We start from the raw sequence: 16008 nt of genomic DNA, 5'->3' as shown, positions 1-16008 counted from the left end.
GCCAGCTGATCTCTTTGAACTTGGAATAATTCCCCTTTTTTGAGTGCGTTCTCTTCAACGGAATGGAAAATGCCAGATAGAGGATCAATGATCGACATGACCGCGTCTGCCTGCTCGTTAGTGAATGCCCCGCAGACAAGAGCAACCTGTCGAGCCTGTTTGGAAAATCTCAGGACAGATTTGCATTAACAGTGTTTGGCCTCGACTTAATCCGACGGGGCCTTGCCAGATCGCCAGCATGGCAACGGCCGTGCAGTCTTCGCTTTCGAATCCATCTGTTGAGAATGGTCACACCACGAGTGGGAGTCGAGTCCTCATGGGAAATCAGCCATTACGCGTTGTCATCATCAAACCAAGTAAATACACGGAGGACGGTTCGGTCGAGCGGTTTCGCCGGGGCTTCATGCCTAACAGCACAGTGCCGTACCTGAGGAGCATGACCCCTGCCATGGTGGGGACAAGTCCTGTTGAGGTCCATACGATTGATGAATATGTTCACACAGATTTGCGGTATCTCTCTCTCCTGAATCGACCGGCAAGCGGCCAGACACTCTTGGCGGTCGTGGGCGTACAGAGTCATCAGTTCCATCGTGCTCTGGATCTGGCTGCATATGCTCGAATGAACGGATGCCTCGCTGTGATTGGCGGACCGCACGTCATGACCTGCGATACCTCATCACTGCATGGATGCGGCGTCAGCTTCGCTCAGGCGGAGGCAGAACTGATCTGGTCCGACATTCTCCATGACGCCACTCAAGGAGAGCTGCAGCCAGTTTATGGCAGTGATCGTCGCTGGCAGCAGGAATTGCAGGCGCCAACACTGATTCCTCCGACTCAAAACGATCTCGGTCGCTATGTCATTCCGATGCTCGGGGTCTATCCGGCTCGTGGATGTCCATTTCTCTGTAGCTTCTGCTCGGTGATCAAAATTGCCGGGCGACGGATTCGCAGTCAGAGTATCGACACCACCATGGAAAGTCTCCGAGCCGCGAAGGCCGCCGGGGTCCGTACAATCATGTTCACCTCTGATAATTTCAATAAATATCCCGATGCTCAGGCACTTCTGGAGGCCATGATCAGCGAACGGCTGGATTTGAACTTCTTTGTCCAATGCGACACACAGATCGCCCGACAGGAACACTTGGTGGAATTACTGGGGCGCGCAGGTTGTTTTCAGATGTTTGTCGGCGTCGAATCGTTCAATCGACAGACCTTGCTTGCCGCCCAGAAGGGCCAGAACCGGCCTGAAACCTATCACGAAATTGTGCGTCTCTGCCGCGCGCATGGATTCAGCTCTCACTTCTCGAACATCATCGGGTTTCCACAGGACACCGAGCAGGAAGTTCAGGAGCATCTGGAAATGCTGCAGGAAATGGGGCCAACCTGGGCCTCTTTCTATATTCTCTGCCCTATTCCTGGTACGGAGCAATACGATGATTTTCTGTCGCAGGGGCTGATCACCGAGACCAATCTCGACCGCTTCGACACCACATGCCTGACATGGCGGCATCCCAGCCTGTCACCTGCACGCCTCAAGAAATTGCTGTTTCAGTGCTATCATCGATTTTTCTCTGTCCGGCATACCTTGCAAAATGTATGGAATGAGCTTCATTTCCAGGTACAGGGAAAACTGAAACGGGCAACGGGAAATGTGGCGATGTCGCTCTTCACTCGATATTGCGCCTGGCGATCGATGCACCCGATGTCCGGAGGTATCCGACGAGTGCGGTTAGACAGCTCGTCAGATTTCCTGACACTCCGCAAAGCCACATACGGCTTCAAGCTGGCGCCGCTTCCGAAGAGTCTGCAACTACCGAGTTCGGAAAGCCAGTTGAACAAGATTCTTCCGCCGTCGCGTCCAGCAAATCGGTCCGCAGGACAGGAGCAACACCCTCGCACCGATCCGGTTCTCAATGTGAAATCATCAGAAACGTAGACCAGCGGTCTCTATACGTGGCGCAGAATCCGACGCAGCAGGCATCCGTTGAGAGTTGCAGAGCCTTGCAACTTCGATTGCCATCAAAAGCAAAAACCCCGGTGTTGCCGGGGTTTGCGACGAGATGCGAGATCTCGGGAATTCGAAAAGTAGCGGTGGAGGGATTCGAACCCCCGACACGCGGATTATGATTCCGCTGCTCTAACCAACTGAGCTACACCGCCATCAAACTTATTGAGTTTCAACCAAATCTGGTGACTCTCGGATGACCCGCTGGTTGCCCGGCAGGTTCGCCGCGATTTATTACAGATTCGTCTCTTAAACTCAACCTTCCCAAGGCAAAATTCCTTTGGAACCGCGTTTGGGAGCGGAGAGTATGGCGAACTCGTCTAGATTGTGCAAGTTTCTCGGCAGAATCTCTCGCCGGGTTTGTAAACCCCCCTTCCCTCCCTACGCCAGCAGCACTCGATGAGTTACGATCTGACGAGGCAGTTGGCCGTTTCAGTACGCATGATCTCTTTGCAGTCGAGAAACATACGGATGTTGTGGGAAATTGAGATTCATCCCGTGGCGGGGTCTGTTGACCGGGAATCCGAAAAAGTTCTTCGGGAAGCGCATTCTCGCGGCCTCTCCTCCATTCAATCTGTTCGGGCAGCCAGATCCTATCTGGTCGAAGGCAACCTCTCGCCAGAGCAGCTGAAACGGGTCGTACGATTTGTCGGCGACGATCTCGTTGACAGTATTGTGATCAATGAGTTGCCCGCCGAAATCCAGTTCGGAACCGACAAGCTCCTCAACGTGCTCTTCAAGGCAGGTGTCACCGATAACACCGGTTTGACCGCCAAGAACGCTCTGCAAACTCTTGATGTGCCAGTCACCGGAATTGCGACCGTTCGGAAGTATTGGGTTAATGACTCAGCAACAGACGAAGATGTCGCTCGCTTCGGCCGACGAGTGCTTTCAAACGACTCCATTGAACGTGTCATCAATGGTCCGTTGGCACTCAAAAGCCTGTCACTTGGTTCTGAATACCATTTTGAACTGAAGCATGTCGCCATCCGTGATATGGATGACGCAGCACTTCAGCGATTAAGCAAAGAAGGTCAACTGTATCTACAGCCAGCTGAAATGCGGCAGATCCAGAAGCACTTCCAGGAACTCGGGCGAGAGCCAACCGATATCGAACTCGAAACCGTCGCGCAGACCTGGAGCGAGCACTGCTCTCACAAAACACTGGGCGGACGCATTGCTTACCGCGATGAGAACGGAACTCGCCAGTTCAACAGCATGCTGAAGGAAACCGTGTTTGCGGCGACTCAAGAGATCCGCAAATCTCTCGGGGACGACGACTGGTGCGTCAGCGTTTTCAAAGACAACGCCGGAATTGTTCGTTTTGATGAAAATCAGGACGTCTGCATCAAGGTCGAAACACACAATCACCCTTCGGCTCTGGAGCCTTACGGGGGAGCAAACACCGGTCTGGGGGGCGTGATTCGCGATCCACTCGGAACCGGCATGGGAGCCAAGCCTGTCTGTAATACAGACGTCTTCTGCTTCGCCCCACCATCGACTCCGTACGACACCCTGCCTCAGGGACTCCTCCACCCGAAGACCATCATGAGTGGTGTCGTCTCCGGTGTGCGTGACTATGGAAACCGCATGGGAATTCCAACGGTCAACGGGGCGGTCTATTTCGATGATCGTTACCTTGGCAACCCGTTGGTCTATTGCGGCAACGTCGCCATGATCCCTCGTGGCAAGAGCGAAAAGACCGTCTCACCGGGTGACTTCATTGTCGCCGTTGGTGGGCGAACCGGTCGCGACGGAATCCACGGAGCAACATTCTCCTCAGCAGAACTGACACACGAGAGTGAAGAACTGTCCGGTGGAGCAGTCCAGATCGGAAACGCGATCACCGAAAAAATGGTGATGGACGTTGTTCTTGCCGCCCGCGATCTTCAGTTGTTCAATGCCATCACAGACTGCGGTGCAGGCGGATTCAGCAGTGCCGTTGGGGAAATGGGAGAACAGACCGGTGCCGAAGTGTGGCTCGAAAAAGCCCCTTTGAAGTACGACGGACTCTCTTACACGGAAATCTGGATCAGCGAAGCCCAGGAACGTATGGTGCTCGCGGTTGGTCAGGATCAGTGGGAAAAATTCCACGCGTTGTGTGCATCTGAAGGGGTCGAAGCGACCATCATCGGAAAGTTCACAGGCACTGGAAACCTCGTGCTGAAGTATGGAGAACATACCGTCGGCGAATTGACGATGGAGTTCCTGCACGAAGGACGGCCACCAGTCATCCGTGAAGCCAACTACGCTCCAACTGCAGCGCAGCCATTCGAAGCCAAGTCCGTTGATTTCAACGACGCCCTGAAGAAGATTCTCTCCTCTCTGAACGTCTGTTCCAAAGAGAGCATCATTCGTCAGTACGACCATGAAGTTCAGGCCGGCAGCGTCGTGAAGCCGCTGGTCGGAATCAAGAATGATGGCCCTTCCGATGCGGCTGTCATTCGCCCTGACCTGACCTCCAATCGCGGACTGGTCATCGCCTGCGGTATGAACCCGCACTTTGGTGATCACGATCCGTACTGGATGGCGGCATCTGCAATCGACGAAGCATTGCGAAACTGTGTGGCCGTCGGTGCCGATCCATCACGAATTGCCATTCTCGACAACTTCTGCTGGGGAAACACAGAGCGACCAGAGACACTCGGGTCGCTCGTACGTGCGGCTCTGGCGTGCCATGACGTCGCGATTGCATTCGGAACCCCATTCGTCAGTGGTAAGGATTCGCTCAACAACGAATTCTCATATGAAGAGAATGGTGAAAAGAAGACCATCACGATCCCATCATCGTTGCTGATTACCGCACTGGGCCAGATTGCTCATGTCGAAAACAGCGTGACAATGGACCTGAAGACCGCTGGCAATGTGATCCTGCTTGTCGGGACGACCCACGAAGAGATGGGTGGCAGCCACTTCAATCTGGTGACTGGATCAACCGGGGGCGACGTTCCTAAGGTCGACTTGAAAGCTGCTCCAACGTTGTTTACGGCATTCCATGAAGCAGCCTCACAGGGGTTGTTTAAGAGTGCTCACGACTTGAGCGAAGGGGGACTGGCAACAGCTCTCGCCGAGATGGCATTCGCTGGCGGACTGGGGATCGACGCTGATCTGAAACCATTGGCCACACTGAGCGATGCCGTGAGCCTGTTCTCTGAAAGCAATACCCGATTTGTGATTGAAGTTGCCGCAGGCGACGTCGCTGCAATTCAGGCAATCTTCCAGAAGCATCAGGTAGGTGTCCCGGTTGTGCTCGGAACCGTCACTGAAGCTCAGAAACTGACGATCACCGGAGCAAACGGAACAAAACTGATCGACTCTGATCTTGAGAGTCTGAAAAAGGCCTGGCAGGCACCATTGGCCAACTTCTAAGGAAGTTTGACGAGCCAAGTCCGTTTCGACTTCGTTGAAGCATCAAAAGAATCAGGGCGTATCAAGGTGGGATGTCCTCCCCCAAGATACGCCCTTCTCTTTTGTCAGTCAGATGATGTCGCCATCGCGGCAGCACTGTTTTCGCTTAGAAAGGTGCTTTCTCAACGACCTTCAGTTTTCCAGTGATATCACCAGCCAGATCGATGTTGTCTGGATCGATTGTCTTGATCGGGGCCCCTGGATTTAAATCGAGCTTCGCGAGATCAATCCAGACGATACTTGGATTGGTGGTCAACTCGAAGAAGTAGCGCTTATGAGTCAGATCAACAACGGTCCGATACTCTGTGTTATAGACTCCCCAGCCTTTGTACGGAGTTCCGAACGGGACTGAAACATTCCGAGCGATTGCCAGAACTCCGGCAATTGCTTCACGTTCATTCTTTGGTTCTGGAAGGTTCTTTGCGAAATACGCGGCCCGTTGAAAACGATCCACTGCATTCACGTTCCCAGGCAATGGAGAGTTACTGTCGAGTTTTGCGACATCGACCTTCTTCAACAATGCGAGCTGTTCATCATAAGTTGGTGAATTCGTCATGATCTGATATTCGCGACCATGATGAACGACTGGCTTTCCGTTGATGTACTCGACAATTGCCGAGTCCCCGGATGCATCTTCAATTGCGAGGTGAACATTCGCCTGATGTCCTCGGGCACTCACCATGACAATCTGAATCTTTTCCTGCAGCTTCAGAGCTTCATCCACTGTGGCAGCATTGTCGATTAAATACTGTCCCCACAATGCCGCTTGAATTCCTGGCTTACTGACATCGCGAGCCCCGAAGTCGGCTTCATTCAGATACAGCAAGTGAAAGGCGAGCCCCTTTTCATTCATGCCGTCGATCGATCCGATGCCATAAATCGACGTAATGACGCTTCCGTATTTGGAAGTCCATTTTGCAGCGTTTTCTTTAACAATCAGTTCGCCATTGGCTCTGGCCCCATCACGCTCGATCCCGCGAGGGAAGACGACCAACTCTGGCTCAGTCGATTCTGGCCAATCCATGGTGCGGGCGACGACAACTGCGAACTTGTTCGTGTTCCACAGAATTCGGCTACATGATTCCGCAGCTTCCGGCAACAAGGCCATCCCTAATGCTGCCACTGATGTCAGGCCAAATAAACGCAGTCGATTCATCTCAAACGCTCCAACCTTGGGTAAAGAACCGGACCCTGATGATTTGAAGACACCAGTGTGCCTTTAAACATACCCTGATATTTCCGACGTGACTCACATTTTTGAGGCGTTTGCGTCAAAGTGCAGCATTCTGAGCAAGAACTCTTCTCGGCAGAAGCTTTGCCTACTGCAATTCGCTTTCGGACATCTGCAGGAGTCCAAACTGCCAGCGAAGCGACTGAGATCTCTCATCGGACTTCCTCCCATCCACAGGAGACTGCAGACTTATCGCAGAGTTGTTACATTCGATCTCTCGATCCCCGATGCACATAAGTTTCGAAATCACTTCCAGAAAGCGCGACAATGATTCGAACGACGCTGTTTGCACTGGCTCTCATTGGGATGAACGCGGCCCAGACTTTCTCAGCTGAAGTCTCTTCACCAAAGCACGAAGTCATCGCCGCTGATAACGGTCGCATCGTGAAGTATGACGTGAATGGAAAACCAGTCTGGAACTATGAGCACGGGTCAAAAGTCCATCGTCTTCAGGTTCTTCCAAATGGAAATGTCCTGACACAGAAGCAATGGAAATCTGTTGTTGAGATTTCACCCGAGCAAAAGATCGTCTGGTCGTACGACAACTCGACATCGAACGGGAACGAAGGCAAGAAGCTTGAGATCCATACTTTCCACCGTTTTGCAGATGGACGAACTGCAATCGTCGAGAACGGAATCGGACGGGTTATTCAGATCGACGCTGAAGGAAAGCTGCTGAGCGAATTCCCGTATCAGGTTGCAAAGCCAGATGCACATCGCGATGTCCGACAAGGCTGCTGGCTGGCGAACGGCAATGTTCTGCTCTGCCATGAAGCGGATGGAAAAGTCGTCGAGTATTCCCCGAACGGTTCCATTGTCTGGAGTTATGAAGTCCCGCTGTTTGGACAGAAGCGGAAGCCGGGTCATGGGATCAAATCATGGGGAAACCAACTCTTTAATGCCTTGCGACTTCCGAACGGCAACACACTCATTGCAACAGGCAACGGACACAGCGTTATCGAAGTCACTCCGACAAAAGAGATCGTCTGGCACCTGAAGCAAAATGACTTGCCGGGCATCACCCTTGCATGGACAACCACACTGGAACTGTTGCCAAATGGAAATGTGATCGTCGGCAACTGCCATGCAGGACCAGAAAACCCACAGCTCATCGAAGTCAGCAAAGACAAGAAAGTGGTCTGGACGTTTCGCGACTTCGAACTTCTCGGAGACTCGACCGCGGCCAGTGCAACGATCGGCGGAGGCGATGTCATCCGCTAATCACACCGCTTGAACGAACAACAAGGACACTCCAGACGGGGCATGTCGATGCAAGAAGATCCGCATCAGCATGCCCTGCTCCTATTGACCTCATTCATGAAGATGATCCATTGGCACATTGAAATAATGGAAAGACTGTATCCACACTGAAGCCAATCGCAATAATAGAGAAAGACCAGCCAGGCTGGTTGAATTCATTTGTGAAAGGCACCGCAGCATGATTCCGTTGTCGATTCTTGAACTGGGACGGATTCGAGAAGGATTCGACCGGCGCGACGCACTGGAAGCCGCACGAGAAGTTGCCATTCGTGCAGAACGGCTTGGGTACAACCGCATCTGGGTCGCCGAGCACCACAACATTCAATCCGTTTCGACTGCAGCCACTTCGGTTGTGCTGACATATATCGGGACTGCAACGCGATCAATCCGCATCGGGGCTGGCGGCATCATGCTTCCCAACCATGCTCCTTATGTCATTGCAGAACAATTCGGCACATTGGAAACACTGTTCCCCGGCCGCATCGATCTTGGACTGGGACGAGCTCCCGGAAGCGATCAATTAACTCTCCGAGCTTTGCGTCGAGATCCACGCAACTCAGACCACTTCCCTGACGATGTGCAGGAACTCCAGGCGTTTCTTGGCCCTGTCTTTCCTGATCAGCGAATCGAAGCCATCCCTGGTTCCGGTACGAATATTCCTCTCTGGATTCTTGGTTCCAGTCTGTTTGGAGCTCAGCTGGCAGCGAAGCTGGGACTGCCCTATAGCTTCGCATCCCACTTTGCTCCACAGGCACTCGATCAGGCTTTTGCCATGTATCGGGAACGCTTCGAACCATCCGAGCAACAGACGGTTCCATACGCAATGGCCGGACTGAACATCATCGCAGCGGAAACTGACGAAGAGGCAAAACGGTTGGCCACATCTCAACAGATGTCGTTCGCCGATCTGGTCAGCAATCGCAGGTCAGTCATGAAACCACCGATCGACGATATTGAGACCTACTGGTCTGCCACTGCAAGATTTCAGGCAGGACAGATGCTGAAATGCTCAATCATCGGAGGACCAGAGACCGTTCGCGAGCAGATGCAGGCTTTCATCGATCGCACGAAGGCCGACGAACTGATCATCGTCTCTGATATCTACGACCACGAAAAACGATTCCGGTCTTTTGAAATCATAGCTGAAGTCGCTGGATTAAAACCACGGAACTCGTAATTCAGAGATCATAAATCGAAAAGGCCCGCACTGGATTGAGGATCCAGCGCGGGCCTTGAATCTTTAGCAACAGAGGATCAGTTCCCTGTCACGAGACCGGCGGCCACTCCGAAGACGGCCCCTTCCAGAATGTACCGCTGAGTAAATGCTCCGACGGCTTCCGGGAAGGTGTACTGCAGGACCAGCACGTCTGCCGGCTGAATCCGGATGTTCTCTTCCTGATACCGCATCGCCTTCTTCAGGTCGACTTCGATCGTCACCCGTTTCCCGTTGGGCAATGTCCGGATAATCGCCAGTCGGCTCGCACTTGCCGAGATGTCCTGATTCAGGGCCGAAACTCCGCCCATGGATTTGATTACCTGGCCCCCACCCATCTGTCGGCTTTCGGCGATCGACACGGCTTCGAGCACACATAAATCGTAATCACGAGGTAGCGTATATTGTCCGCCTCCCAGCAATCCTGCGGTATAGAACACTTCTGTTTCGCGTGACTCGATGAAGATGATGTCGCCGTCGTAAAGAGTAATCGACTCTTCGGTAATCTGCGGAACTTCACCTGGCCCCAAACGAATGGGAATTCGAATCACGTTTGGATTGTCGATGGTTGGGTCAAATCCACTCAACATCGATGTCCAATTCTGCTCGACAGACGCCGGACCGACGTGCTCATTCATTGGTGGTCCCAACTGCGGCAGACCGGGCTGCGGCAGACCGGGCTGCGGCGGACCGGGCTGCGGAACACCGGATTGATACGGTGCGGGCATCTGAGGGTACTGATAAGCTGGATCAGCAATTGGAGCCATTCCCGGTGTGATCCCCGGCGCCATCGGTTGAATCTCGGCAGGCATCGTCATTGCATGAGAAGCCCCATGAACTGACTGCCCTCCCATGATTCCATGCTGATACCGAACCTGCTCTACCGGTGGTTGCTGAACAGTTTGAGCAGGCATTGTCTGAACTGACGTCACCTGGACCTGACGCTGAGCATTCGAAACCGCATTCAAATAGTCCATTTGAGACTGCGCCGCACCTCCACGTGAGCGATAAGACACTTGCGGGGACATCGAATGACCGGTGCTCGCGGAAACTGCAGCAACTGGCTGTGAATATTGTGGAGCAAACGAGTGTCCGTTGCTGGAACGATATCCTGCCTGAGCAGTTTGTTGAATGGGTTGCTGTGCTGGCTGCTGCGATGGTTGTTCATAAGCAACAGTCTGAACTCGACGATCATAAAGCTGATCTCCGGAGGCCCAGATCACCCCATTCTTTTCGTTGGGGTCCTGCACTGCGGACTGCTGAATAATCGGTCCATGCACTGGAGGCAGAGTCGGGTGATGCATCGCGGTTCGTGCACGACGACGAATCACATAAATCACATTCTCGGCATTCAAACCGGGAAGACCATCGACCCCTTCTGCGCGAGCAAGGGCATGCAAAACGTCATTCTCATACGCCTTTAGTGTGACGGTTCTGGCGGTCCCTTTCCCGGTCGTCCCAATATTGACTGACCCTGCGCCCGACGGAGCACTCAACGAGGTTGTGGCTTCCTGACGAACAACGAGAACCCGAGTGATTCGTGGACGCTGAAGACTGACCATCACCAGTGCTTCAGATGGATTCAGAATGTGATGATCGACGGTATAGGCCTTGAGAATCGCCTGTTCAACTTCATGCAAAGTCATCCCTCGCACCTGAAGCGGCGGAATCTGTGGCAACGAAATTGTGTGATCGTCTCGAACCTGAATCGGATATCCGACCGTCGGGGGATCTTCGATCGACGAAGGCATATTGATCGGTGGAGAAATACCAACCGAGTTCACATCTGTTGATTCAACACCAAGTACGCGAGGAACGTAAACAGAGATCACATCCCCGGCCTCGACGCGATACTGATCAGGTGGCGTTCTGACAAGCAGACTGAGATCGATCGTTCGCTTATTGTCGCGTGATGGCCCGATGAACTGATCAGGGAGGTAAGCTGCCGGAACGCCTCGCACCGGATGCAGAGCACTGCAACCATGCGACATGGCAATGACCACAGCACACGCCAAAATAGCCCATGAGCACAGACCCCTTCCCCAATTCAATGAGGAATGGCCGGCTCTTTGTGACGTGTTGCAAATACGATTACTCATCTTACCTTCCATGGCAGATGTGTCCCGATCCTTCAGGACAAGGCGATTTTGATCAAAGCTTTTGGCTCTGATGAATGCCCCAAAACAAAGTTGATGTGTGACGAATCACCACAACTTCGCTCAACAACCTTCAGTGAACTCAAACTGTTGTTATCCAAATCTGGAGAACAACCATTTCGACAACTGCCAGACCTGAATGAAACTCCGTTTCGCTCAGTGAACGGCAGATTTTGATTTATTGATACATGCCGCTGTCGCCGCCCCATGTCGGTTGCGGTGCAGAAGCGCCATCCCGTTCTGTCCAGACATCATTATAAAACTGAGACGCTGCGACTTTGTTGTACGGTTCATAGATGGCCTTGGCAGCAGTTGCACCGGCTGCATATCCACTGAACCAGTTTTCAGCACGCTGATGCCCCCCTGGTGTTCGGGCACAATTCGTCCAGAAGTTCGCAGGAGGCAATGCCGGGACATCACCCTTCGCCCCCTGCGATACATCAACAAAGGCCTGTTCGAACCCCAGACGATAGTCGCAGTCTGAACAGATTTTTTTCTTCGAACGCTTCAATTCGGCGTGAGCAAGATGACGTGCATCGTGCTGCGTCAGCATCTTGTCATGTGTGGAACAGTATTTGGGATGACGGCCAAAGCAGCCCAGTGTCGTCTGCAGACACTTCTCTGACAGACGCGACCAGGTACTGCAGCTGCGGCAGTCCGCCTGACAATCACCAGCAGATGTGAATGCTCGCGATGAAAGGAACGCCGAACCGCCAAAATGGTGGCAGCCTGACGTCATCAGCAGCGTCATCAGCAATGCGATTCGCATGATTGTTACGTTATCTCCCTGCCGTGCGCAACAATCACACAGACGATCCGCATGCGTTGCCCCGTGTTGGGGGTTATCGGCAGCCGCAACTTCCCCATCTATGTGAATCGAAACCCTGATCCGAGAATCGGGCAATGAAAACCGCCCTCCGTCGTTCTATTTTGCCACATTGGAATTCGACATTGATTTCTACCGGCAGAATATGCCATAACACACTTACATTTCCCCCGGGGATGGGAGGACCGAGTCACTCGGACATCAGTCCCCCCTTTCGGCAGGGATGGTCGCAAGGAAGCGTCCGAACTCCGTAAAGCCTGGGGATCAGGAAAAGGCTGAAAATGATGCAGACAGGATGTCGGCAGAATGGAGTTCCCTTCGCACGGATTGATGCAACAGCTGGCAGCGATCGGTCTGGCAATACCTGCCGACCTGAAACGCTGTGCTGGCGCCGTGCGACGCATTGCTCGTGGTTTGCCGACCACAGATTCCGTCTGGATCGACGCGCTTGTCACTACGCGGCGACTCACTCTCTGGCAAGCTCGCCAGTTGGAAGAGAACCACGGTAACGAACTCATTCTGGGAGGCAAATATGGACTGCAAAGCCCCAGGTTGTTGGATCCAATCCTCAGGCTCTATGAAGCTCAGGAAACTGGACGTAAACAAGCGTACCTCGTCTCCCGTCTCAGCACGGCAGCGACAACGGCCGAAACGGAAGAGGCGCTGGCCAGGCTAACAAATACGATTCGTAGCCTTTCCGCATGTAAAGACAAAATTTCCGGACTGCCTGTTGAAGTGTTGACCGACAAGAACTCGATCTGTCTTGTCAGTCAACACTTCGAAGGCGAATCACTCGCAAGATTGCTTGTACGTCGCGGGCGTTTCCCGGAAGACGTCGTTCGCAATCTTGCCCTCGAACTCACACGTCAACTTCAGGCAGCAGAACCATTCGCGCTGCACGGTGACATTCGCCTCAATAATCTCTGGCTGAAGAAAAACGGTGAACTCGTTTTACTCAACTGGGGGTTACTGAGCGCAGTCTCCCCTGTTATCACGATTCATACTCCGTTGCCACAGGATTGCGGAGACAGTCTGGCTCCCGAGCGGATCGAGTTTCAGCGTCGTGCCCTCATCACCAGTGAGATCTATGCCGTCGGTTGCGTTCTGTGGCAACTCTTGGCCGGGCGTCCACCTTTTACTCTGATCGATCCGCTTGCAAAGGTCACCGCTCACCGCACGCGAGTAATTCCCGATGTCCGCACAATTTCTCCAGAGACATCCGAGACGCTGGCAACGCTGATTCGCAACATGACTGCCAGAGAACCAAGTCGCCGCCTGCAAAATTATGCAGAAGTGCGACAACAGTTAACTGGAGCATCTCACCCGAGAGCGCGACTCCAGAAGTTCTCGCGTTCATTCGAATCGGTCGCTCCCGCTCAAACAGCAACGCGCTCACCGGCCAAATCACGTATCGCCACGATGGCCGCAACGCTTCTACTGACGCTCACTCTCGGGCTGGTTGCGTGGCAACGTGAAAATCTGGGACTGCCACGAATTGCTTCCGTCGAAGCAACCGAGAACAAGACTTCCACCAAAGTCACAGCAGAACTGCCGCAGCAACAAGAGGAGACAACTTCGCTGGCATCCACGGAATCACCAGCGACACCGCCATCCGTCACGAACTCACCTCTTCAACCGACGGCCGCTTTACTGAAGCTGCCGCCGATCGAAGATGGCCGCCTCACGCTGAAAGCCGGTGGACACTACGCCGCTGGAAGTCTTGATTTCACCGGCCAACTCCTGATTACATCCGACCCAAAACAGCCGGCGACGATCTATATTCAGGACACCCCGCTGATCGCTCGCGCCGAGCAGGTCAAGCTGGAACACGTTCGCATAGCAGTCATCAAAAGCCCCCAGCAGCCACCGGTTCAAATCTGGGCGGAAACACTCCTGATGGAGCACTGTTTCGTTGGAACGAAAGAAGCATCTGAGCAAACCGCCCTGCTCCACTGGACCCCCTCTCGCGAGAACGGCGACAACGAAACCAGCACAGCCGCGCAGAACTCTGGTCGACTGCTTGTTCGAGAATGTGAGTTCGTTGGCCCATGCGACGTCATGCATCTTGATGGCGCACTGACTGCTGCTCTCTTTGAAAATGTCTTCGCAGCACAAACCAGAACGCTGCTTCAAATCCGACACGGGGCGACGTCACAGCTACGCGTCCCACTAATGCTGAATGCTTGCACCCTACAGAACTGTGGACCAGTCGTTGGACTTCCAACCGGCGAGACCCTCGAATCCGCAGGCCAAATTTCCCTGCAAGGGGCAGACAGTCTTGTCGACCTCGCAATCGGTGAAGGCCTCGTCGAATTCCGTGGAAACAGCTTCCCGGAGAACTGGACGAAGCACATCGAGATCGCTGCCCAGGGAATCGTCACCCCTCAGGAGTTGATTCTGGCGATCTACAAAGATCCGTCGACACAGCTGGTCGAAGAACTTAACCCAGACGAGATGATGATCGGGGGACTTCTGAGTGGAAGCTATCGTTTCGAGCAGCCAAACAAAAACCAAAACGGGCGTCCACAGCTCCAGATCGACGCCCTGCCAGTACGCTACTCTCCAAACGATCCCGGCGCCGATACTACCCGCCTCCCCGCCCGACCCGACGGGGTCTAAGTGAATGCATTTGCGCACCGTAGCTGGCCGCAAGCTGACTCGGTTTCGTGTTATCGTCTTTCAACCTTGAACAATACACGGTCGCCCTTTACGGCAACGAATCGTGCCGCTCAACGTATAGGAACAGGGTCGTCTCAAGAACAGAAAGCAGAGCAACCGTGATCGCAAGCCACCACGCCGAATGCTGCCATTGTTCAAGAGGATTGAGCCGCTTCTCAAGCCTCGTACACGCAACAATCGGCTTAATCTACCTATGCTCCTCTGCACTCGCCGCTCCACAAGATGACATTGAAGCGTTAGTTCGTGCCCACGAGGAAAACAAAAGTAAGATCACAACGCTCGACGTCACTCTGACCTGTGAAGAGAAGTTTCCGAATACTACTGATTATTTAAACTCGGGAACGGTCCGCTGGGTGAAGAATCGCGACCATCAACGATTCGACGAACGAATCTTGATACGCCCATCCTCAGATAAGACAGTTGAACACTTCAACCAAACAGAATTAGGCGGCGACCGTGGTCGCAGCTTACGAGGATGGAACCCAGAACATCGCCTCAGCACTCCGCTTGTTCCAATGAACGAGCCATCGGCGTACTGGTCGGTGCACGGAGACATTGATTCACCGACCTCCAATGGACTACGCCGCTGGGCTCCCGAGCTTTGGCTACTGTTTGATGTCGACGTGAATCGTAGCCTGAAAGAGTTTCTGCACACGGAGTCAGTTACGGCAGAAATGCTTCCACGTAACGGAACACTTCACAGATTGCGACTCCACGACAGAAAAGCTGACAAGACAATCGTGTGTCATCTGGACGAGCAACACAACTGGCTTATTAAGAAGGTGGAATTACTCGACAAAGATGGTGTATCTTCATCCCGAGAAGTTAAAGCGTTCACTGAGCCTACTCCTGGCACCTTCTTCCCAAGCGTGATTGAGACCACAACTCGACGGGGATTCAGCGTTCGCATTACGGCATCAGGTGTAAAAGTCAACGAGCCGGTTACCCCGACAGACCTTACTCTGGAGTTCCCGGAAGGATGCAAGGTTACGGATAAGACGAACGGAAAAATCTACATCTGGGGAAAGAATGCCCCGTCACTTACGTTTCATGATGAAAAAACGTTTGAAGCATGGGAGGAGAAATTCCTCCTTGAGAAATACGAGCAGAAATCGAGGAACATAGATTAGGTCTACCTGATACCGGGTGCCCAGTTTGGCAATCGATTCGAAGGCAGTGCTATCTCAAGTTAGACGTCATCGTTGGCAAGATGAATCCGAAGGAGCAAGA

Annotated in this window: 9 protein-coding genes and 1 tRNA gene; 6 read left to right on the top strand and 4 right to left on the bottom strand. The window is 53.2% G+C overall.

The window, feature by feature from the left end:
* The first annotated feature begins 316 nt into the window (after window positions 1-316).
* Window positions 317-1936, top strand: a complete 1620-nt coding sequence (locus SH527x_RS00265; RefSeq protein WP_437192652.1) for a B12-binding domain-containing radical SAM protein — start codon at window positions 317-319, stop codon at window positions 1934-1936.
* A 150-nt stretch (window positions 1937-2086) separates the two neighbouring features.
* On the opposite strand, the gene SH527x_RS00260 is transcribed toward SH527x_RS00265, so the two are convergent.
* Window positions 2087-2160, bottom strand: a tRNA-Met gene (locus SH527x_RS00260).
* Window positions 2161-2476: 316 nt separating this feature from the next.
* On the opposite strand from SH527x_RS00260, the gene purL reads away from it, so the two are divergent.
* Complete coding sequence (purL, locus tag SH527x_RS00255) at window positions 2477-5374, top strand: phosphoribosylformylglycinamidine synthase subunit PurL (protein WP_437192651.1); 2898 nt, start codon at window positions 2477-2479, stop codon at window positions 5372-5374.
* A 145-nt stretch (window positions 5375-5519) separates the two neighbouring features.
* On the opposite strand, the gene SH527x_RS00250 is transcribed toward purL, so the two are convergent.
* The gene (locus tag SH527x_RS00250; RefSeq protein WP_437192650.1) at window positions 5520-6569 is read right to left on the bottom strand and encodes a linear amide C-N hydrolase; all 1050 of its coding nucleotides are present in this window, start codon (window positions 6567-6569) and stop codon (window positions 5520-5522) included.
* A gap of 342 nt (window positions 6570-6911) precedes the next feature.
* On the opposite strand from SH527x_RS00250, the gene SH527x_RS00245 reads away from it, so the two are divergent.
* Together SH527x_RS00245 and SH527x_RS00240 are read left to right on the top strand one after the other, a co-directional pair.
* Window positions 6912-7865: a beta-propeller domain-containing protein gene (locus SH527x_RS00245; protein WP_437192649.1), complete on the top strand. Its 954-nt coding sequence runs from the start codon at window positions 6912-6914 to the stop codon at window positions 7863-7865.
* Between the two features lie 217 nt (window positions 7866-8082).
* Complete coding sequence (locus SH527x_RS00240) at window positions 8083-9081, top strand: LLM class flavin-dependent oxidoreductase (protein ID WP_437192648.1); 999 nt, start codon at window positions 8083-8085, stop codon at window positions 9079-9081.
* Window positions 9082-9158: 77 nt separating this feature from the next.
* Here the strand turns inward: SH527x_RS00240 and SH527x_RS00235 are convergent, their stop codons facing one another.
* On the bottom strand, window positions 9159-11108 hold the full coding sequence (locus SH527x_RS00235) for a polysaccharide biosynthesis/export family protein (protein ID WP_437192647.1): 1950 nt from the start codon (window positions 11106-11108) through the stop codon (window positions 9159-9161).
* Window positions 11109-11451: 343 nt separating this feature from the next.
* Entirely contained in the window at window positions 11452-12042 is a 591-nt protein-coding gene (locus SH527x_RS00230; protein WP_437192646.1) for a hypothetical protein, read from the bottom strand.
* Between the two features lie 363 nt (window positions 12043-12405).
* Here SH527x_RS00230 and SH527x_RS00225 point away from each other — a divergent pair, with 363 nt between their 5' ends.
* Together SH527x_RS00225 and SH527x_RS00220 are read left to right on the top strand one after the other, a co-directional pair.
* Window positions 12406-14718, top strand: coding sequence for a serine/threonine protein kinase (locus SH527x_RS00225; protein ID WP_437192645.1), 2313 nt, complete (start codon window positions 12406-12408; stop codon window positions 14716-14718).
* A gap of 203 nt (window positions 14719-14921) precedes the next feature.
* Window positions 14922-15908 (top strand): hypothetical protein, encoded by a 987-nt coding sequence (locus SH527x_RS00220; protein WP_437192644.1) that lies wholly within the window; start codon window positions 14922-14924, stop codon window positions 15906-15908.
* The last annotated feature ends 100 nt before the right edge of the window (window positions 15909-16008 follow it).

The organism is Planctomicrobium limosum, assembly GCF_051465645.1.
Lineage (GTDB): Bacteria > Planctomycetota > Planctomycetia > Planctomycetales > Planctomycetaceae > Planctomicrobium.
Note: the sequence above shows the minus strand (reverse complement) of the source record. Positions and strands in the feature narration are given on the sequence as shown.

What these genes read in the sequence shown, in the direction of transcription:
- SH527x_RS00265 (WP_437192652.1), top strand. Translation starts at nt 317, where the DNA reads ATGGGAAATCAGCCATTACGCGTTGTCATCATCAAACCAAGTAAATAC.
- purL (WP_437192651.1), top strand. Translation starts at nt 2,477, where the DNA reads ATGTTGTGGGAAATTGAGATTCATCCCGTGGCGGGGTCTGTTGACCGG.
- SH527x_RS00250 (WP_437192650.1), bottom strand. Translation starts at nt 6,569, where the DNA reads ATGAATCGACTGCGTTTATTTGGCCTGACATCAGTGGCAGCATTAGGG.
- SH527x_RS00245 (WP_437192649.1), top strand. Translation starts at nt 6,912, where the DNA reads ATGATTCGAACGACGCTGTTTGCACTGGCTCTCATTGGGATGAACGCG.
- SH527x_RS00240 (WP_437192648.1), top strand. Translation starts at nt 8,083, where the DNA reads ATGATTCCGTTGTCGATTCTTGAACTGGGACGGATTCGAGAAGGATTC.
- SH527x_RS00235 (WP_437192647.1), bottom strand. Translation starts at nt 11,108, where the DNA reads ATGTCGCATGGTTGCAGTGCTCTGCATCCGGTGCGAGGCGTTCCGGCA.
- SH527x_RS00230 (WP_437192646.1), bottom strand. Translation starts at nt 12,042, where the DNA reads ATGCGAATCGCATTGCTGATGACGCTGCTGATGACGTCAGGCTGCCAC.
- SH527x_RS00225 (WP_437192645.1), top strand. Translation starts at nt 12,406, where the DNA reads ATGGAGTTCCCTTCGCACGGATTGATGCAACAGCTGGCAGCGATCGGT.